The following is an 18,980-nucleotide window of genomic DNA, read 5'->3' on the forward strand; positions in this document are numbered from 1 at the left end:
GTCGTTACTCCCTCCGCGGCAGACGGGGCTTCCCCGACGGTTCCCGACAGGCTAGTTGACGACGGCCACGATGTCTTTGACTTCGTCAAACAACGCTCACACCGAGTCGGTGACCCAACACGCCTAGGGTGGGGCGATGGGGCAGCTTCACGCGATCGGTCTGGTGCTTCACCCCGAACGCGACGCCAAGCCGGCGATCGACGCCGTGGTCGGGTGGGCGCGCAGTCGGGAGGTCGCCGTCCTCGGGCTGCCCGAGGAGGTCGACCGACTGGTCTGCGACGCCGTGGCCGTCCCGCCCCACGAGCTCGTCGAACGCGCCGACCTGCTGATCAGCCTCGGCGGCGACGGCACGATGCTGCGCAGCATGCGCCTGGTCGCCGGCCACTCCACCCCGGTGCTCGGCGCCAACCTGGGACGCCTGGGCTTCCTCGCCGAGATCGACGTCGGGGAGCTGCCGACGGCGTTGTCCGACATCGACGCCGGGAAGTACTCGGTCGAGCCGCGGATGGCGTTGCGGTCCGTCGTCCCGGACGGCCCTGGGCTGCCGGAAGGCAAGCCGGTGCTCGCGTTCAACGACATCGCGCTGGTCCGCATCCCCGGCCAGGCCTCGGCGGCCATCGCCACCTCGGTGCTGGGGCGGGAGTTCGTGCGCTACGCGGCCGACGCGGTGCTGGTGGCCACCCCGACCGGTTCGACGGCGTACAGCTTCTCCGCCGGTGGTCCGATCGTCTCGCCCACCGTCGACGCCGTGCTCGTGGTGGCCGCGTCGGCGCACTCGACCTTCGACCGGGCGCTGGTGCTGGCCGCCGACGAGCGCCCGTCCCTGCAGGTCCTGCCGGTGTCCGGGCAGCTGGCCGTGGAGGTCGACGGCCGGGTCCAGGCGTACGTCGGTCCCGGTGTACGGCTGGACGTCACGCCGGTGCGGGCCGCGGCCTTGGTGGTGCGGTTCGGGCGGACGACGTTCTACGAACGGGCCCGGCGCAAACTCAGGGTCACCGGCAGCCTCGAGGTCGAGTAGCGGGCGGGCGCACCGGGCTGGTTGCCGAACTGGTTGCCGGAAGGTGACACAACCGCGCCGGATGTTTGACCCTGTCGAAGCCGCCCGGCTAGCTTCCCAGGTGAGGAAGGACCATCCGGCCGCGGATGCCGTGGTTCCGCCGAAGCTCCTTCCTCACTTCGGCGATGAAGCCGAGGCCCATCGCCCGCTCCCTGCGTGGAGGAGAACTTTCATGGACCCGTCGTGTCTGCGACACCGCCTCACCGACAGTGAACGCCGTACGTTCGAGGAAACCGGCATCCTGCAGATCGAGAACGCGCTTTCCCCGGACCACCTGGCCGAGCTGACGCAGACCACGGACAGGCTGCACGCCCAGGAGTCGGCGGCCGGTCGGGCCAAGCCGGACGCGGCGATGTTCTACCCCAACTTCGTTCCGGTGTCGCCGCTCTACACCAACCTCGTCGACTACGACCGCATCCTCCCCAAGGTGTGGGGGATCCTCGGCTGGAACATCTACCTCTACCACGCACACCTCATCGTCACCCCGCCCTCGGGTCAGCAGCGGACCGACAAGACGTTCGGCTGGCACCAGGACTCCGGCCGCGTCAACTTCGACATGGAGGAGACCCCGCGACCGCGGCTTTCCATCAAGGTCGCCTACTTCCTCTCCGATACCAGCGAGGAAGGACGCGGCAACTTCTGGGTGGTGCCGGGCAGTCACCGCAGGGACCGGATCGACGTGCCGGACGGCAAGGGGCAGCCGGAGGGCGCGGTGCCGGTGCTCGCCAAGCCGGGCACCGCGGTGTTCTTCGACCGGCGGCTGTGGCACGCGGCCAGCCCGAACTGGTCCGACGTGACCCGCAAGGTGCTGTTCTACGGCTACGGCTACCGCTGGATCCGTACCAAGGACGACATGACGGTGCACGACCTGTGGCCGAGCAGTGACCCGATCCGCCGGCAGCTGCTGGGGCACGCCCTCAACTCCAACGGCCACTACTCGCCGACCGACGAGGACGTTCCGCTGCGCGGATGGCTGAAGGAGCACAGCCCGCAGGACGTGCGCTGACCGGTTCACGTACGACGTAGGGCGTTACACGTAGCGCGGACGGCCCGCCGCACAGCAGGTGTTCGGTTCTCGTTTCTCGGTGCTCGGGGAAGGTCGGACATGGCGTGGACGCGGTGGGTGCGGGCGACCCCGAGGCCGGGTCGGAGTACGAGGGCGTGGCGGACCAGGTGGTCCGGCCGCGTCCTCGGCTCGGTCCTCGCGGCCGGGGTGGTGGCTGCTGCCGCGGCCCCGGCGGCCGGAGCGACCGGAGCGGCCGGAGCGGCCGGAGCGGCCGGTGCACCGGCCGCCGACCCGGCGGCGGTCTCCGGTGTCGAGCAGGTGATCGGCGGCTTCGAGTCCGCGGACGAGGGGTGGCAGTTCGGTCTCGGCGCGGAGTTCCCGGGCGCCAAGGGGAGCTTCGACTACGACGGGACCGACCACCAGGAGGGCATCCGGTCCGGCGTACTCACCGCTGACTTCGCTGCCGGCGGCAACTACGTCGACATCTCCCGCACGGTCGGCCTGGACGCCACCGCGCTGCACCTGTGGGCGCGGTCCACCGACCTGTCCGGCATCGTCCTGCGGGTCTTCGACAGCACCGGCCAGGCACATCAGCAGCACCTGCGCCTGACCGCGGACGGTTCCTGGCAGCAGCTCACCGCGGCGCGCTTCGACGGTGGCGTCAACTACTCCCACTTCGGCGGCGCGAACGACGGCGCCTGGCACGGCCCGGCCACCAAGGTGTCGCTGATCCTGGACAAGGGTCTGCTCACCGGTGGCCGGGTCACCGGCACCGTCCACCTGGACGGCGTGACGATGACGGTCACCCCGCCCGACCTCGCGTTCGACCAGACCCAGCCCGGAAACATCTTCGTGGGCACGCAACCGGCGCGGATCGGCGTACGCACCAAGGGCGACGCGGTGCGCTGGTCGGCGTACGACCTCGCCGGCACCCAGGTGGGACAGGGCCGCGCGGACGTGACCGGCGGCGCTGCCGACCTGACGCTTCCGCTCACCAAACCGGGCTACTACCGGTTGACGGTGACCGCCGAGAGCGGCGGCGCCGTCCTGGCCACCAAGGACACCACGCTGGCCAGGCTGACCGCGTTCGACGTCGGCGCGGTGGCGGACTCGCCCTTCGGCATGGCCGCCCACCTGTCGGGGACGGAGAACCTCGGGGTGGCGGCCCTGATGGCCAAGGCCGGTGCCAAGAACCTCCGCGAGGACGCGTTCTGGAGCTCGATCGAGACCACCAAGGGAAGTTACGACTTCGGCCGCTACGACCCGCTTCAGTCGACGCTGGCGAACGCCGGCATGCGCTGGCTGCCGATCGCGGCGTACATCAACCCCTTCTACGACAACAACGCCACGCCCTACACCGACGCGGGCCGGGCCGGCTTCGCGCGCTACGCCGCAGCGACCACCGCCCACTACGACGGCAAGGTGAAGTGGCTGGAGGTCTACAACGAGTTCAACATCGGCTTCGGTGACACCGGCAACGGCCCGGCCGACAGCCTTCCGGAGTCCTACTTCCCGTTGCTGAAGGCGACCTACGAACAGGTGAAGGCGCGTACGCCGGACGTGACGGTCGCGGGCGCGGTCACCGCGGGCGTTCCGCTGGACTGGCTGGAGGCGCTGTTCAAGCTGGGTGGCCTGCGCTACATGGACGTCGTGTCGGTGCACCCCTACGTCTACCCGTCCGAGCCGGAGCAGGCAGCCAAGAGCCTCGAGGACCTGGACGCGCTCATCCGGCGCTACAACGGCGGAAAGCCCAAGCCCATCTGGATCACCGAGCAGGGCTGGCCGACCCACAACGCGGGCAACGGAGTGAGCGAACAGACCCAGGCCGCCTACGTCGTCCGCGCACACGTGGTCGCGTTCGCCCACGGCGTCCAGCGCTACTTCTGGTACGACGTGATGAACGACGGGCTCGACCCCGCCTACAACGAGCACAACTTCGGCCTGCTGCACAACACCGCGGACCCGGCGGGGCGCTGGACGCCCAAGCCTGGTTACGTGTCGTACGCGGCGATGACCCGGCAACTCACCGGCGCGCGGTTCGAGCGTACGGAGGACGTCGGCGGTGGCGTCTCCAGCTACGTGTTCGCCGGGAACGACGGCCCGCTTCGCGTTCTGTGGTCCGGTGGGCCGGCGGTGGTCGACGTCACCACCGACCACCCGGTCGCGGTGACCGACCTGACCGGCGACACCCGGACCTACTATCCGCAGGCCGGGCGGGTTCAGCTGTCGCTGTCGGGCGACCCGATCTACGTCGCGGGTGATGTCAAGGTGGCCTTGACGAAGAGGTTCACGCTGACCTCCGACCACGACGGGCAGGCGGTGCTCGGCGACCCGATTCCGCTGACCCTGACGGTGGACACGACCACGCCGCCCCGGGCCGCGGTCCGCGGCACCTTCGAGATCGCCGGCACGTCGGTGCCGGTGTCGGTCCCGGCGGGTACGAAGGCCACGATTCCGGTACGCGTACCGGCGGCGAGCCTGTCCGGTCCCCGGGTGCTGACCGGTGAGGTCGTGCTGCGCGGACAACCCGTTGCCCGGTTGCAGACCCGGGTCGACGTGGTGCATCCGTTCCAGGTGACCGCCACACACGTGCTGCGAGGCGACGACGACGTGCTCTCGGTGCGCGTCACCAACCGCGCCGACCGCGACCTCCCGGTCAGCAGACTGACCTGGACGATCGGGGAGCGGACCGGAACGCTCGACCTGGCCTCGCCGGTGCCCGCGCACGCCACCCGGACCGCCGAGCTCCCGCTGGGTGACCTCGCCCGTGGCCAGACGTACCCGCTGCAACTTCGGCTCAGCTCGCCCGGCCTCACCGACGCGGTGACCACCGGCAAGCTGGCCTTGCCCCCGGCGGACCAGCTGCGAACCCTGGTGGAGAAGTCGGTCACCGTCGACGGGACGCTCGACGACCTGAGTGGCGTACCCCCGATCGACCTGGCCGGTGACGGCGCCGTGCAGATTCCCGGCTACGGCGGCGCGGACGACCTGAGTGGCTCGGTGTGGTGGACCTGGGACGCCGACCACCTGTACCTGTCCGCGAAGGTGCACGACGACGTTCAGTCCCAGCCGGAGATGGGCGAACGCATCTGGGCCGGTGACGGCTTCCAGTTCAGTGTCGCCGCAGGCATGCCGGGGGAGAGCGCCCGCTGGAACGAGTACGGCGTGGCGCTGACCTCCGCCGGGCCCAGGGTCTGGCGCTGGCTGGCCGCGCAGGGGCAGCCGGGCGAGGTCACCGGGGTGGACGCCGCGGTCACCCGGGACGAGGCGAAGAAGGAGACCACCTATGAGGTCGCGCTGCCCTGGTCCGCCCTCGCGCCGTCCCAGCCGGACGACCGGCTGCTGAGCCTGTCGTTCCTCGTCAACGACAACGACGGTGCGGGCCGCGAGGGCTGGATCGAGTGGGGGTCCGGCATCGGCGGGGAGAAGAACTCCGCGCTGTTCCGGCCGATCAGGCTCGGAGCCGGCTGAGCCCGTGGTGGGGTGTCCGGCCGATCAGGCACGCGGTCGGACCCCCGTGCTGTGCCTTGGACGGCCGCGGGGGGTCAGGATGGGGGTAGACCACGACGGCTGAGGAGACATCATGACCGCAGCACTCATCGTGATCAGCGGCGCTGACCACTGGACGTTGAAGGACGGCACCCGGCATCCCACCGGCTACTGGGCGGAGGAACTGGTCGTACCGCACCGGACGTTTCGGGCGGCCGGGGTCGACGTCACGCTCGCCACGCCCGGCGGGGCGGCGCCGACGGTGGACCGGTCGAGCCTCACCCCCGATGCCAACGGCGGCGAGGACGGCGCGGACGCGATGGTGGCCTACCTCGCGACGATCCAGGACGAACTCAGCCATCCGGCCACGCTGGAGGATGTCGACCCGGACGCGTACGACCTGGTCTTCTACCCCGGCGGGCACGGGCCGATGGAGGATCTCGCCACCAACGACGCGTCCGGCAGGTTGCTGACCAAGGTGCTGGACAGCGGTGCCCCGGTCGGCGTCCTGTGCCACGCTCCGGCCGCCCTGCTGGCCGCACGGAGGCCGGACGGCAGCTGGCCGTTCGCGGGCTACCGCCTCACCAGCTTCACCGACGCCGAGGAGGCCAAGGTCGGCCTGGCGGAGAAGGCGCCGTGGCTGCTGCAGGACCGCCTGGTGGAGCAGGGTGCGCGGTTCGTGGGGGCGCCGCCGTTCACTCCGCACACGGTCGTGGACCGCAACCTCTACACCGGCCAGAACCCCGCGTCCTCCGCCGAGCTCGCGGAGGAGCTGCTGCAGGCCGTCCGCGTCCACCGTTAGTACGTGGCTCAGGGCGCCGAGACGAGGCGCTAACGTGAGGGCACATGCGGATATGTGTGTTCTGCGGCTCCTCGCCGGGGCACGGGGAAGTCTACGGCCGGGCGGCCGCCGACCTGGCCGTTCTCCTTGCCCACAAGGGAATCGGCCTGGTCTACGGCGGGGGAAATGTCGGCCTGATGGGGATCGCGGCCGACGCCGCCCTGGCCGCGGGCGGTGAGGTGATCGGCGTGATCCCCGGTCACCTGGTCGACCGCGAGGTGTCGCACGCCAGGCTGTCCCGGCTGGAGATCGTCGACACGATGCACGAACGCAAGGCGCGGATGGCCGACCTGTCCGACGCGTTCGTGGCGCTGCCCGGCGGCGCCGGGACGCTGGACGAGCTGTTCGAGATCTGGACGTGGTCCCAGCTCGGCCTGCACCACAAGCCGATCGGCCTGCTGGACGTCGCGGGCTACTACCAGCCGATGCTCGCCCTACTCGACCACATGGCGGCCGAGGGGTTCCTCCGGCCGGCCTACCGTGACGCCCTGGTCGTCGAGACGGACGTGCGCGTGCTGGTGGACCGGCTGAGCAACGCCTGAGGCGTCCACGCGGGCGGCTACCGGCCGCGCCGGGCGTACACGAACAGCTGCGTCTCGGGGTCGGCTTCCACACTGGCCGGCGCGTACGTGTGGTCGTTCACCTCCAGCACCTCGAACCCCGCGTCCTCCACCACCGCGCGCAGGTCCGCCCGCGGGTAGCCGGTGAGGCGTACCGGAGTGCCGAGGAACGACATCTCGACGTCGTCGAGGTCGGCCTCGACCATGGCCAGCGCGAGATGCCCGCCGGGGTCGAGGAGCGTGTGCAGCAGCCGCAGGGTCGTCGCCACCTGGGCACGCGTAAGCATCAGCAGCGAGAAGAACGCCACCACTCCGGCGTACGGGCCCCAGGAGGTGTCCAGGCCGGTGACGTCGGCCCGGCGGAAGGTCGCCTCCGGTACCGCCTCGCGCGCGAGGTCCAGCATCCGCTCGGAGATGTCGATACCGGTCACCCGGAGCCCGGCGTCGGTCAACTGCCGGGCGGTGGGCCGCCCGGTGCCGCAGCCAACGTCGAGCACGTGTGCGCCGGGTTCGATCCGGGCGGCCAGCCAGTCACCCGCAGCCCGCTGTCCCTCCTTGTGTGGGAACACCTCGTCGTAGTGGGCGCCGATCAGGTCGAAAGCACGTGCCTGCATGGCCGCGCGGTCCGCACGCGCCGCAGGTGTCGGGCCGCTGTCCGGCGGCGGTGGGGTCACGGTCATGGCACCGATCAAACCACGGGCGTGGCCACCGGAGCCGTAGTCACCTCGCGAGCGTGTTGAGGCGTGCGTTCCGGTCTCGCACCACCTCGGCCTGCTCGGCACCCAGCGCGGGGAGCGCTGCGATGTCGAGCAGACCCACCTGAGCGAACACCGATGCCTGGTCCCAGTAGATGTGCTCGCTGTCGATCAGTCCGTCGCGGAGACCGACGATGGCGATGACGGGAATCTCCACCGGCCGCCCGGTGGGGGCGACACCCGGCAGGATCCACGGAACCTCGATGTCGTGGGTGAACGACACCACCATCTCGTCCACGATCCGTTCCACTCCGACGGTCCGCGAGATCAGCTCGATCCGGAAGTCCTCCGGATTCAGCCCGACGAAATAGCTCGTGTAGAAGGAGCGCACGTCCTTGCTGCCGCGGCCGCCCATCGCCGTGGGTACATGTACGACCTGAGGGTCGTCGCTCATGGTCCTCATGGTGGCGGCGACGTCCCGATGCAAGAACTCACCGTCGGTGTGCGCCTTCCAGACCGCCTCGTGATCAGCGGTCATGGGCGTCACCTTCCTCTCAGGCGTCGGGTCGAGCGGGCGTACTCCTCATACCCGCTCCCGGCCCGGGCCGACCCCGGGCAACACCCGGCGTTGGTTCATGCCTGGTCAGGTCCGGGTCCCGAAGCTGTTTCGTCGAGGGGAAACCGGGGCAACTTTGGTGCCGATCTCGGCAGCATGTCGGCCGGGTTTGCCCAACGGGCACACGCATGGTTGACGTCTGTCGGCGTGGTCGATCTACCTGCACGTGGCAGTTCGCGGGCCACCGCAGTCAGGCCCAGGCAGCTCACCGCGTTCGCCAAAGGTGACCCGGACGGGCAACTCCCGCGTGCAGACGTGGGGTTTCGGCAACGTCGACACCACGCTGGCGCAACAGATGTTCGGGGTGCCGACCGTCTGGCGGAAGGAATCGAACGGCCGGCTGGTCAACTCCATCGAGACCGACGAGTTCGAGGAGGCACTGCGCTTCCTGGCGCGGATGTGGAAGGCCGGCGTCTATCACCCCGACGCACCGAACATGCAGTTCCAGAAGGTGCAGGACCTGTTCATGTCCGGGCGCACGGGATACTTCGCGCAGGGGTACATCCCGATGTTCGGCCGCACAGGGCTGGCGCGAACGCGGCGGTGACCAGATCCGCACGGAGTACGAGGAGGCGCTGAGCCGGGTACGCGGCTGAGCCTGTCAACCGCCGCTTGCCGGGGGAGGCGGGGACGGCGGGCCGCCGATCTGGTCCTTCACCGCGTCCCACCACGTCCGCCGGTCGGCGGGATACCGCGCACGCGACCGGGCACGTCGCCGCGAGGTCTGCGCGTACAGCCGGTGCGCCCAGGGGGAGTTGGGCTTGGCCAGCCGGAACGCCCCGATCATCGCGACCAACGGTACGAACACCCCGATCAGGCCGGTGCTCAGCTTGCCCTTGGCGATGGCGACGAGGGAGAAGGCCAGGTTGAAGGCGATCGTCGCGGCCGCGGCGGCCGCCCCGGTGGCCCCGGCGGTGTCCAGCGGGCTGGCGCCCAGCAGCAGCAGGATCCCGATCGTGGCGGCCACGAGCACGGCGTCCACCGACCGGCGGCCCTCGCGGGTCCAGTACACGTCCTCCAGGTAGAGCCACAGCGCGAACTCGTCCAGCGTGAGCGCGGCGCCGGCGGCGAAGATCACCGCCACCACCTGCTGGGCCGGCGGATCGGGCCGGTAGGCGAACTCCGCGGTGGCGGCGCCGATCATCGCGAAGATCCCGTACACCGCGTGGTGGACGTGGACTCCGCCGAGTTTGGCGTCCCGGAACGGCCCGCGCCCGGAGCGGATCAGCCGGGTCACCGTGCGCGTCACCAGGAACGTCACGATGAACGAGACCAGCATCCACAGCACCGTGTCGCGCCCGCCCAGCGTCAGCCTGAGGTCCACGTCAGCGGCGGTGGGCGTGAGCACGCTCACGGCGGCTCCCGCGCCCGGCCGGACCGGGACACCCGGCTGGACCGGCACGCCCGCCCGCGCCGGCACACCCGCCCACAACGCCAACCCTGCCGCGATCATGGCCCTCCGCCTCGCGTCCAGGCTATTGCCGCGGTCGGTGTGCCGTCGTGCCTTGCGTGGCAGTGGAGGTCGCTGGAAACTGAACCCATTGCCGTCCGACACTTTTCCCGCAGCGAGTACGCGCGCCGGGCAGGAGGTGCTCATGACCGAACGACTGCCGGTCAACGTCGTCGCCTCGATGGACGGTGTGCTCCGGCAGACCGCCGCCTCGGCGGTGCTCTGGGACTTCCCCCGCGGCGTCGTCGTGCAGCACGACCTGGCCCGTACCGGACAGGACGACCTGCTCCACCGCCTGGTCTACGACGTCGGGGGAGTGGTGGAGGACACCGGCGTGCCGCTCGACCACGCCTGCCTCAGCTGCGCCCTGCGCGAGGACGTCGTACCCACCGTGGTGCGGCTCGCGCGCAGCGGACGCTGGGACCGCATCGTGGTGTCCCTGCCGGTGACCGCCGAGCCCGGTTTGGTGCGCGATGCCCTGCGCGGCGCCGTTGTCGGCGGAAGCCAGGTTGCCGATCTGGTGACGTTCGCCGGAGTCCTGACCGTCGTCGACCTCACCCGGCTGGTCGACGACCTGTTCGGCGACGACCTGCTGGCCGAGCGTGGCATCGCCCTGACCGACGACGACCGGCGTGCGGTGGGCGAGGCGCTCGCGCACCAGATCGAGTGTGCCGACGTGGTGGCCACCCGCGCCGACCGGGTGCCCGACGCCCGCGAGTCCGCCGTGCTCCGCCATCTCGCCGCTCCCGGCGCTGTGTGCGCCGACCTGCACAACCTCGACCTGGCCCGCACCTTCGACCGGCCGGCACGCGGCTGCGGCCCCCAGCGGGGCGACTACCGCCTTGCCGCACCCTCCGGGGCCGCCGACACCCACGGCGTGTGGACGCTGGAGCTCACCTCGTGGCGGCCGGTGCACCCCGCGCGGCTGCACGACCGGATCGGGGAGCTCGCCGGCGGGCGGCAGCGCAGCCGCGGGTGGTTCTGGCTGCCGACGCGTCCGCACGCGGTGTGCGGGTGGGACAACGCCGGCGGCCAGCTCAGCATCGGCACGGTCGGCCGCTGGGAGGCCGGCGACCGGCAGACCCGGATCGTGGTCACCGGCATCGAGGACGTCCAGGAGCGGGTGCGGGCGGCCTTCGACGCGGTGCTGATGACCGACTCCGAGCTCGCCCGCGGACTCGACCACTGGGAGCGGCACGACGACGGCTTCTCCCCGTGGCTCGGTGACGACGACCGCGCCGCCTGAGCCTGGGCCTGGGCCTGGGCCTGGCAGGGGTGTCAGCTGGGCGCGGCCAGGGAGAGGGCGAAGTCGTCCTGCGAGTTGGTCCACCACGCCTCGAGCGTGAACCCGGCCTCGGCGAGTTCGCGCTCTACGACGTCGCGGCGGAACTTCGCGGAGATCTCGGTACGCAGCTCCTCACCCTCGGCGAACTCCACCGTCAGGTCGAGGTCGGCGATCCGGACCAGCTGTGCCTTCTGCGACCGAAGGCGCATCTCGATCCACTCCGCCTCCGCGTCCCATACCGCGACGTGGTCGAACGCCTCCGGCTCGAAGTCGGCGTGCAAGGAGGCGTTGACGACCCGCAGCACGTTGCGGTTGAACTCCGCGGTCACGCCGGAGGCGTCGTCGTATGCGCGCACCAGCCGGGCCAGGTCCGTCACCAGGCCCGTGCCGAGCAGGAGCCGGTCTGCCGGGCCCAGCCCGGACCGCACCGCGCTGAGGAAGCGTGCCCGCTGCGCCGGTGCGAGGTTGCCGATCGTGCCGCCGAGGAAGGCCACCAGGCGGGTGCCCTCCTGCGGGAGCAGCCCCAGGTGGCGTTCGAAGTCGGCGATGACGCCGTGCATGGCCATCCCGGGGTAGTCGGCCCGCAGGGACTCGATCGCACCGAGCAGGGCGCTCTCACTGACGTCCACGGGCACGTAGCGGGCCAGCCTGCCGGTCGAGCGCATCCCGTCCAGCAGCAGCCTGGTCTTGGTCGAGGACCCCGAGCCCAGCTCCACCAGGGTGTCGGCGTCGGCGAGCTTGGTGATCTCGGCGGCGTGGGTGGCGAGGATCGACTCTTCGGTACGAGTCGGGTAATACTCCTCGAGCGTGGTGATCTGCTCGAACAGTTCGCTTCCCCGCGGGTCGTAAAAGTACTTCGGAGGAAGGGTTTTCGGCGTCTGCGTCAGGCCTTCGGCGACGTCGCGGGCGAGGCTCGCCTCGAGGTCGGCGGCGGTGAGGTGGCGAGTGATCTCCGGAGCTTCACGGGAAACGGTCACGCGGGCCTCCATCGTCGGGCTTTCACCGGGTTGTGCGTTTTCGTTGCCTGGTTGGGGTTTCGTGCCGCCGGCACTACAGCGAGGTGACCACCACACCACGCCGGTCGACCTCCACCAGGGACCGGGGTGGCACCGGCGCCCAGGCCGGGTCGTCGTCGCAGGGCTCGGAGGCGAGCAGCACGCCGCCGGCGGACTCGTGCACGAACAACGTGTCGCCGTACGTCGTGCCCGCGAGGCGTTCGCCGTCGCCGGCCAGCAGGTTGAGCCGGCCACCGCCCAGTTCGGCGACCTCGCGGGTGACCCGGGCCAGTCCCTCGCCGAGCGGGCTGCCGCTCTGCCAGCGGGCCACCGCCAGGCCGAACAGCAGTGCGGAGTCGACCGGGGCGAGCGCGTCCGGCACCCACGCCACCTCGTCCCGCAGCGCCTTGCGGGCCAGCGGCAGATCACCCAGCGCGCCGTTGTGGCTGAACAGCCAGCGCCCGTGGGTGAACGGCGCCGCTCCGGACTCCTCCGACGGGTAACCGGGCGTGGCCGAGCGCACCGCGGCCACGGCGCAGCCGGCGTCCACGGTGGGCGCGAGGCTGGCGAACGACTGGTCGGCCCACATCGGCTGGGCCCGGCGGTAGCGGACGGGTTCGGGCCGCCTGGGGGTGTACCAGCCGACGCCGAAGCCGTCCACATTGATGGTGCCGTGTTCCTGTCGGCGCGGTGCGTACGCCTGCACTCCGAGCGAGTACGGCGGGTCGAGGACCAGTTCCTGCAGCGTGCGTGGCCGGCCGAGGTAGGCGAGATGACGGCACATGGGGATCCACCTCCTAGGCGTCGCGGGCGCAGCGGAACCCGGCGAAGATCTGCCGCCGGATGGGGTAGTCCCAGTTGCGGAAGGTCGTTCGCACCGCCAGCGGGTCGGTGGCCCACGATCCGCCGCGCAGCACCTTGTAGTCGTTGCCGAAGAACACCTCGGAGTACTCGCGGTACGGGAAGACGCAGAAGCCCGGGTGGCCGGTGAAGGCTGTGGACGTCCACTCCCAGACGTCACCGAGCATCTGCCGCGCGCCGACCGGCGACGCACCGGCTGGGAACGATCCCACAGGCGTGGGGTGGAAGCGGGTCTGGCCGAGGTTGGCGTGCCCGGGCCCGCCCGGTTCGTCGCCCCAGGGAAAGCGCCGCTTGACACCGTTTACCGGGTCCCACGAGGCGGCCTTCTCCCACTCCGCCTCGGTGGGCAGGCGGCGCCCGGCCCAGCGGGCGTAGGCGTCGGCTTCGTACCAGCACACGTGCTGCACCGGTTCGTCGTCCACGAGCGGCTCCAGCCGGCCGAACCGCCGGCGCAGCCACGTCTCACCCTCGCGAACCCAGTACGCCGGTGCGCGCTTGCCCGAGGCGCACCGCCACTGCCAGCCGGCCGGATCCCACAGGCATTCGTCGTCGTAGCCGCCTGCGGTGACGAACGCGCGGTAGGCGGCGTTGGACACCGGGGTGCTGTCGATCCAGAACGCCGGTAGCGACACCTTGTGCGCGGGGCGCTCGTTGTCCAGCGCCCAGCGGTCGGTGGAGGTGCCCATGACGAACTCGCCCGCCTCCACCAGCACCTCCGGCGCGAGCAGCCGGTGGTCGTGCGGGGCGGGGGCCTGGTCGCTGTCGGGAAAGACCGGCTCGCCGCGGCGCAGCTGGTGGGTGGCCAGCATCGTCTCGTCGTGCTGGTGCTCGTGCTGGATCACCATGCGGTAGACGAACCCGGCGTCCAGCAGCGGCCTGTCGGGGGAGAGCCGGATCGAGTCCAGGGAGTCGAGCACCTTCCGGCGTACCAGGTCGATGTAGCCGCGGGCCTCGGCCGGGCTGAGCAGCGGCAGGGTCGGCCGCTCCGACCGGGGATGCTCGAACGCGTCGTAGAGGCTGTCGATCTCCGGCCGCATGGGATCGATACCAGCGGCGGCCCGCAGCAGCCACAGCTCCTCGTAGTTGCCGACGTGCGCGAGGTCCCACACCAGCGGTGACATCAGCCGGGAGTGCTGGGCCACCAGGTCGGCCTCTTCCAGGACGTTGGTGGTGAGCCCGAAGCTGCGGTCGCGGGCGCGTTCCAGCTCTGCGGCCACCAGCGACTTGAACTCGTCGGCGGTCACGTGGTCGCCGTCGGCGAGCAGGGCGGCCGTGTGGGCGGACGGGCGCAGGTCTGCGTACTGGCTCATCGGGACTCCTCCCGGTCGGAATCGGACGTGAGCGGGTCGGTGCCGTCGTCGGCCGGACATCGCGCCCGCTCGACGTAGCGGATGCGGTAGTCGTCGACGAGGTTGACCAGTGCGCGATCGGCGCCCTGCCGGTCCAGCGCCTCCAGCGCCGCCTCGAAGCAGCACCGCGCGGCGTGGGCCAGCCCGCGGTGGTCCAGGCCGTCGCGGGCGGCGTTCCACCAGGCGCCGGCGACCGGTGCGGTGGCGGCCAGGGCGCGGTCACCGGCCCGCGGATCGTCCACCAGAGCGGTCAGGACAGCCATCGGGACCGGCCAGTACGCCGCCGGCACGACGTCGAGGTAGCGGATCTCGAACCATCCGCGCGGCCGGACCGGCGGGAACAGCGTCGTCAGGTGGTAGTCGAGGTCCTGCGCGGTGGGCGCCCCGTCAGCGCTGCCGTCCGCCCCGGCGACGGCCGCGCCGTTCGCCGGATGGTCGGCCCGGCCGTTCCCGGCGTGCCCGGCGTGCCCGGCGTGCCCGGCGTGCCCGGCGTGCCCGGCGTGCCCGTCGTCCGGGCGCAGGTGCAGCCACTGCCGGAAGGTCAGCCCCGGGTCGCTGTGCCACCCCTCGCCGTCACGGCGCATCATCAGCGGCGCGTCCAGCGCGTAGTCGGCCCAGGCGGCCACCGGATCAGGTCCGTACGGCGACCGGGTACGCCGGGGATCCAGCCGTTGCCAGACGGCCTGGCGTGCGGACTTCCACCCGGTCTGCCGGCCGGCGAAGCGGGGGGAGTTGGCGAACGCGCCAACCATCGCCGGGCCGATCGCGTGCAGGATCCGCCACCGCCGGTCGATGTCGGCGGCGTCGGCTCCGGCGTCCAGGTTGACCTGGACGGACGCGGTCGAGCACATCATCAGCCGGCCCTCGGGGCCGCGCCGGTCGAAGTAGGCCTCCATCGCGTCGTAGCGCGGATGGGACAGTTGCCGGCGGGGTTCGCGGAAGGGATCGATGGCGGTCCACAGCAGCCGGAGGTCGAGCGCGGCCAGTGCCGCGCGTACGTGGTCGATGTCGGACTGCAGAGTGGACCAGCAGGCGGCGACGCCGCGGGCGGGAGCGGAACTCAGCTCCAGTTGGCCGCCGGGTTCGAAGGTGACGGTACTGCCGCCGGGCGGTGGCCCGGCCTGGTCGAGCGTGGTGCGGAGCAGGTCGAGAGGGACGAGCTCACGCGGGTGGTCTGGTGAGACGACGAGCCATTCGATTTCGGTGCCGACGGTGGTGGGCGGACCGGTCTTGAAACAGATGCGCCCGATGTGGCCGTGCACCGAATCACACGAGACGACCTCGGCGGTGTCCGTCATGGTCCTCCTGCGGTCGTCCGACTGCGTCGCCGCGCCGGATTCGTTTTCACGTTCGAAGTCCGATCCTCGCGTGCGAGGGCCCTCGAAGAAAAGCTACTGAGGCCCACGTCACATCGGGGACAGCGCACACCAACACTGACCGAATGCGGGCGGAACTCACCTCGAACCCGGTGCGAACTGCCAAGCACACCAGAGTCGCACCGGACTCGCACCCCTCCTGTGGCGGGGCGTTCAGGCTCCCTGCGCCGACCGGGTACGTGCGTGGGCACCCGTCCCGGTCTGTGAGCGGCTGTGCGGCCGGCGAGTGCGGCTCTGCGGGCGGGTGCGCGAGCGCGCCCGGGTCACCGAGCGCCGCCCTCGTGCCTGTTCCTCGCGGGCCGCCTGCAGTCGGCGGTTGAGGACGTACGAACCGACCGCGACCAGGCCGGCCACCGGCCAGTCGACCACGCCGAGCGCGGCCGCCGCCGCCAGTCCGCCGTACCACAGCATCCGGCCGGTCCGCTCGTCGATGGTGACCTCGGGCAGTGACGGCAGCGACGGCATCGAGGGCATCGACGGGGTGGGCAGGTTCTTCGGGGCGTGCACCTCGGGAAGGTGCGCGCGGCCGGCGACCTCGGGCAGTCTGCCCAGGCTGGACAGCCCGGGTAGCCCGGACAGGCCCGGCAGGCCCCCGCCGCGAGTGCGGGTCGTCGCGGTCTTCCTGGTGGTTCTGGTGGCCCGCTTGGCCGCCGCCTTCTTCGTCACGGTCTTCCTGGCCGCGGTCTTCCTGGTGGCGGCCTTCTTCGTCCCTGCCCGCTTCGCCGCGGCCTTCTTGGCGGTGGCTCTCCCGGCGCCGGCGCGAGCGCCCGACGTGGGGTGTTCCTCCGGGTGCGGTGCCCGCTGGCCCGGGATGGCGGGGCCCGCGGTCCGCTTACGAGCGGCCGCCCCGCGCGGGGCCCGCTTACCGGCCGGCTGTTTACGGGCGGTCGCCTGGCGGGCGTCGGATCGGGTCGAGTGCGCTTGCGTCTCGGTCATGTCCATCCCCCCTCGCGACCCGATTCTTGGTCCGCGCCCACCACCGGGCGTAGTGCCGAAGGTCCTGCCCGACGGGTGCACGGACCCTGGCCGCGGGCGCCGTAACGTTCGGCGGGCGCCGGGGGTTCCCTCCGCTACCTGCGAGTACGTCCGCCGGGCCGTAGGCTCTCGCCCGTGGAACAACGTAATCTCGGACGAACGGGTCGCAAGGTGGGGGTTGTCGGGCTGGGGGCCTGGCAGCTGGGAGGCGACTGGGGAGAGGTCACCGAGGCCGAGGCACTGGCGGTGCTCAACGCCGCCGTCGACGCCGGTGTGACGTTCATCGACACGGCCGACGTGTACGGCGACGGCCGCAGCGAGCGGGTGATCGGACGCCTGCTCCGCCAGCGGCCCGAGGCGGACATCACGGTCGCCACCAAGATGGGCCGGCGTGCAGCGCTGGACCCGAGCCACTACACCCTCGACAACTTCCGCGCCTGGACCGACCGCTCGCGGGAGAACCTCGGCGTCGATCGCCTCGACCTGGTGCAGCTGCACTGCCCGCCGACGCCGGTCTACGGAAACGACGTGGTCTACGACGCCCTGGACACGCTGGTGGCCGAGGAACGGATCGCGGCGTACGGCGTGAGCGTGGAGACCTGTGCGGAGGCGCTGACCGCGATCGAGCGGCCGGGCGTGGCGACCGTGCAGATCATCCTGAACGCCTTCCGGCGCAAGCCGCTGGAGGAGGTGCTGCCGGCCGCCGGCCGGGCGGGGGTGGGGATCATCGCGCGGGTGCCGCTGGCCAGCGGCCTGCTGTCGGGGAAGTACGACGCCTCCACGCAGTTCGGCGACAACGACCACCGAACGTACAACCGCGACGGCTCGGCCTTCGACGTGGGGGAGACGTTCGCCGGTGTCGACTTCGCCACCGGGGTCGAGGCGGCCGGCCGGCTGGAGCCGCTGGTGCCGACCAAGGCGTCGCTGGCCCAGGTCGCGCTGCGCTGGATCCTCGACCAGCGGGAGGTGAGCGTCGTCATCCCTGGCGCGCGCAATCCCGTGCAGGTGTGGTCCAACGCCGGTGCCGCCGAGTTGCCCCGGCTCACCGCCGGTGCGCACGACGAGGTCCGCGCGGTCTACGACGAACTGATCCGCCCGCAGGTGCACGAGCGCTGGTAGCAGCCCGTCAGCGGAACGCCGACAGCCCGGTGATCGCCTCGCCGAGGACCAGCGTGTGGATCTCGCTGGTCCCCTCGTAGGTGAGGACCGACTCCAGGTTGTTGGCGTGCCGCAGCACGGGGTACTCCAGCGAGATGCCGTTCGCGCCCAGGATCGTCCGGGCGGTCCTGGCGATCTGCAGCGCGGCACGGACGTTGTTGAGCTTGCCGAAGCTCACCTGGTCCGGGCGGAGCTGCCCGGAGTCCTTGCGGCGGCCGAGGTGGAGCGCGAGGAGCATCCCCTTGTTGAGCTCCAGCGCCATCTCGACGAGCTTCTCCTGGGTGAGCTGGAACGCCGCCACCGGCCGGCCGAACTGCGTGCGCTCACGTGCGTAGTCGATCGCGGTCGCAAGACAAGACCTGGCCGCGCCGAGGGCCCCCCACACGATCCCGAACCTCGCCTCGTTCAGGCAGGCCAGCGGAGCACGCAGACCGGTGGCCCCGGGGAGGATCGCGTCCTCGGGCAGCTCGCACCCGGACAGGATCAGCTCCGAGGTCACCGACGCCCGCAGCGACAGCTTGTGGTGCATGTCGCGGGTGGTGAACCCCGGAGTGTCGCGGGGCACGCAGAATCCCCGCACCCCTTCGTCCGTACGTGCCCACACGATCGCCACGTCGGCGATGCCGCCGTTGGTGATCCACATCTTGGTGCCGTCCAGCACCCAGCCGGCGTCGGTGCGCCGGGCAGTGGTGGCCATCGCCGCGGGATCGCTGCCGTGGTCGGGTTCGGTCAGGCCGAAACAGCCGATGGCGGTGCCGGCGGCCATCGCAGGCAGCCACTCCTCCTTCTGGCGCGTCGACCCGAACCGCCACAACGCGTACATCGCCAGCGATCCCTGCACCGACACGAAGCTGCGCAGGGCGCTGTCGACCGCCTCCAGCTCCAGGCAGGCCAGGCCGTAGCTCACCGCGTTGGTGCCGGCGCAGCCGTAGCCGTCCAGGTGCATGCCGAGCAGGCCAAGCTCGGCGAACCGGGGCACCAGCGCCCGCGGGAACTCCGCGCGCTCGAACCACTCGCCGACGTGGGGCTCGGCGTGCTCGGCCAGCAGTCTGCGTACCGTCGCCTGGACCGCCCGCTCCTCGTCGGAGAGCAGGGCGGCGACGTCGAGCAGGTCGCTGGGGTCGGGTTGCCCGGGCTGTCGGCTCATGCCCAGATCTTCGCGCAGAATCCGATCCGCCGCCGGGACCGGGGTGGTGACCGCGGTGACGACCGGGGTGCACAAGGGGTCGGCACGCCGCATGCTGGGTAGACACGCCCCATGGGGAAG

17 protein-coding genes are annotated in these 18,980 nt (G+C 71.4%); 8 read left to right on the top strand and 9 right to left on the bottom strand.

What is annotated here, in order from left to right:
- Positions 1-136 precede the first annotated feature (136 nt).
- From F4554_RS15090 to F4554_RS15110, 5 genes are all read left to right on the top strand, one after another.
- Entirely contained in the window at positions 137-1,018 is an 882-nt protein-coding gene (locus F4554_RS15090; protein WP_179787957.1) for an NAD(+)/NADH kinase, read from the top strand.
- Between the two features lie 211 nt (positions 1,019-1,229).
- Positions 1,230-2,063, top strand: a complete 834-nt coding sequence (locus F4554_RS15095; RefSeq protein ID WP_179787958.1) for a phytanoyl-CoA dioxygenase family protein — start codon at positions 1,230-1,232, stop codon at positions 2,061-2,063.
- A gap of 99 nt (positions 2,064-2,162) precedes the next feature.
- A complete protein-coding gene (locus F4554_RS15100; RefSeq protein ID WP_179787959.1) occupies positions 2,163-5,534 on the top strand; it encodes a sugar-binding protein in 3,372 nt (1,123 codons plus the stop codon).
- 112 nt (positions 5,535-5,646) lie between these two features.
- Positions 5,647-6,354, top strand: coding sequence for a type 1 glutamine amidotransferase domain-containing protein (locus tag F4554_RS15105; RefSeq protein WP_179787960.1), 708 nt, complete (start codon positions 5,647-5,649; stop codon positions 6,352-6,354).
- Positions 6,355-6,398: 44 nt separating this feature from the next.
- On the top strand, positions 6,399-6,935 hold the full coding sequence (locus tag F4554_RS15110; RefSeq protein ID WP_179787961.1) for an LOG family protein: 537 nt from the start codon (positions 6,399-6,401) through the stop codon (positions 6,933-6,935).
- Positions 6,936-6,952: 17 nt separating this feature from the next.
- Here the strand turns inward: F4554_RS15110 and F4554_RS15115 are convergent, their stop codons facing one another.
- A complete protein-coding gene (locus F4554_RS15115; protein ID WP_179787962.1) occupies positions 6,953-7,633 on the bottom strand; it encodes a class I SAM-dependent DNA methyltransferase in 681 nt (226 codons plus the stop codon).
- 40 nt (positions 7,634-7,673) lie between these two features.
- Positions 7,674-8,186, bottom strand: a complete 513-nt coding sequence (locus tag F4554_RS15120; protein WP_179787963.1) for a nuclear transport factor 2 family protein — start codon at positions 8,184-8,186, stop codon at positions 7,674-7,676.
- A 301-nt stretch (positions 8,187-8,487) separates the two neighbouring features.
- Between F4554_RS15120 and F4554_RS15125 the strand changes: the two genes are divergently transcribed.
- On the top strand, positions 8,488-8,811 hold the full coding sequence (locus F4554_RS15125; protein WP_179787964.1) for a hypothetical protein: 324 nt from the start codon (positions 8,488-8,490) through the stop codon (positions 8,809-8,811).
- A 54-nt stretch (positions 8,812-8,865) separates the two neighbouring features.
- On the opposite strand, the gene F4554_RS15130 is transcribed toward F4554_RS15125, so the two are convergent.
- Positions 8,866-9,717, bottom strand: coding sequence for a hypothetical protein (locus tag F4554_RS15130; RefSeq protein WP_202889302.1), 852 nt, complete (start codon positions 9,715-9,717; stop codon positions 8,866-8,868).
- A 142-nt stretch (positions 9,718-9,859) separates the two neighbouring features.
- On the opposite strand from F4554_RS15130, the gene F4554_RS15135 reads away from it, so the two are divergent.
- Positions 9,860-10,960, top strand: a complete 1,101-nt coding sequence (locus F4554_RS15135) for a CobW family GTP-binding protein (protein ID WP_179787965.1) — start codon at positions 9,860-9,862, stop codon at positions 10,958-10,960.
- Positions 10,961-10,992: 32 nt separating this feature from the next.
- On the opposite strand, the gene egtD is transcribed toward F4554_RS15135, so the two are convergent.
- The 5 genes from egtD to F4554_RS15165 all read right to left on the bottom strand — a co-directional run bounded on the left by egtD (position 10,993) and on the right by F4554_RS15165 (position 16,516).
- Entirely contained in the window at positions 10,993-11,976 is a 984-nt protein-coding gene (egtD, locus tag F4554_RS15140) for an L-histidine N(alpha)-methyltransferase (protein ID WP_337796053.1), read from the bottom strand.
- A 73-nt stretch (positions 11,977-12,049) separates the two neighbouring features.
- The gene (gene egtC, locus F4554_RS15145) at positions 12,050-12,778 is read right to left on the bottom strand and encodes an ergothioneine biosynthesis protein EgtC (protein ID WP_179787967.1); all 729 of its coding nucleotides are present in this window, start codon (positions 12,776-12,778) and stop codon (positions 12,050-12,052) included.
- A 13-nt stretch (positions 12,779-12,791) separates the two neighbouring features.
- Positions 12,792-14,165: an ergothioneine biosynthesis protein EgtB gene (gene egtB / locus F4554_RS15150; protein ID WP_179787968.1), complete on the bottom strand. Its 1,374-nt coding sequence runs from the start codon at positions 14,163-14,165 to the stop codon at positions 12,792-12,794.
- Positions 14,162-15,502, bottom strand: coding sequence for a glutamate-cysteine ligase family protein (locus F4554_RS32185; protein ID WP_238341310.1), 1,341 nt, complete (start codon positions 15,500-15,502; stop codon positions 14,162-14,164). Before F4554_RS32185 ends, egtB begins: the two co-directional genes overlap by 4 nt.
- Before the next feature lie 231 nt (positions 15,503-15,733).
- Positions 15,734-16,516, bottom strand: coding sequence for a hypothetical protein (locus F4554_RS15165; protein WP_179787969.1), 783 nt, complete (start codon positions 16,514-16,516; stop codon positions 15,734-15,736).
- 174 nt (positions 16,517-16,690) lie between these two features.
- Here F4554_RS15165 and F4554_RS15170 point away from each other — a divergent pair, with 174 nt between their 5' ends.
- Positions 16,691-17,674, top strand: coding sequence for an aldo/keto reductase (locus F4554_RS15170; protein WP_179787970.1), 984 nt, complete (start codon positions 16,691-16,693; stop codon positions 17,672-17,674).
- A gap of 7 nt (positions 17,675-17,681) precedes the next feature.
- Here the strand turns inward: F4554_RS15170 and F4554_RS15175 are convergent, their stop codons facing one another.
- Positions 17,682-18,860: an acyl-CoA dehydrogenase family protein gene (locus tag F4554_RS15175; RefSeq protein WP_179787971.1), complete on the bottom strand. Its 1,179-nt coding sequence runs from the start codon at positions 18,858-18,860 to the stop codon at positions 17,682-17,684.
- Positions 18,861-18,980: the final 120 nt, after the last annotated feature.

The organism is Actinopolymorpha rutila, from assembly GCF_013407855.1.
In the GTDB taxonomy this organism is placed as follows: domain Bacteria; phylum Actinomycetota; class Actinomycetes; order Propionibacteriales; family Actinopolymorphaceae; genus Actinopolymorpha; species Actinopolymorpha rutila.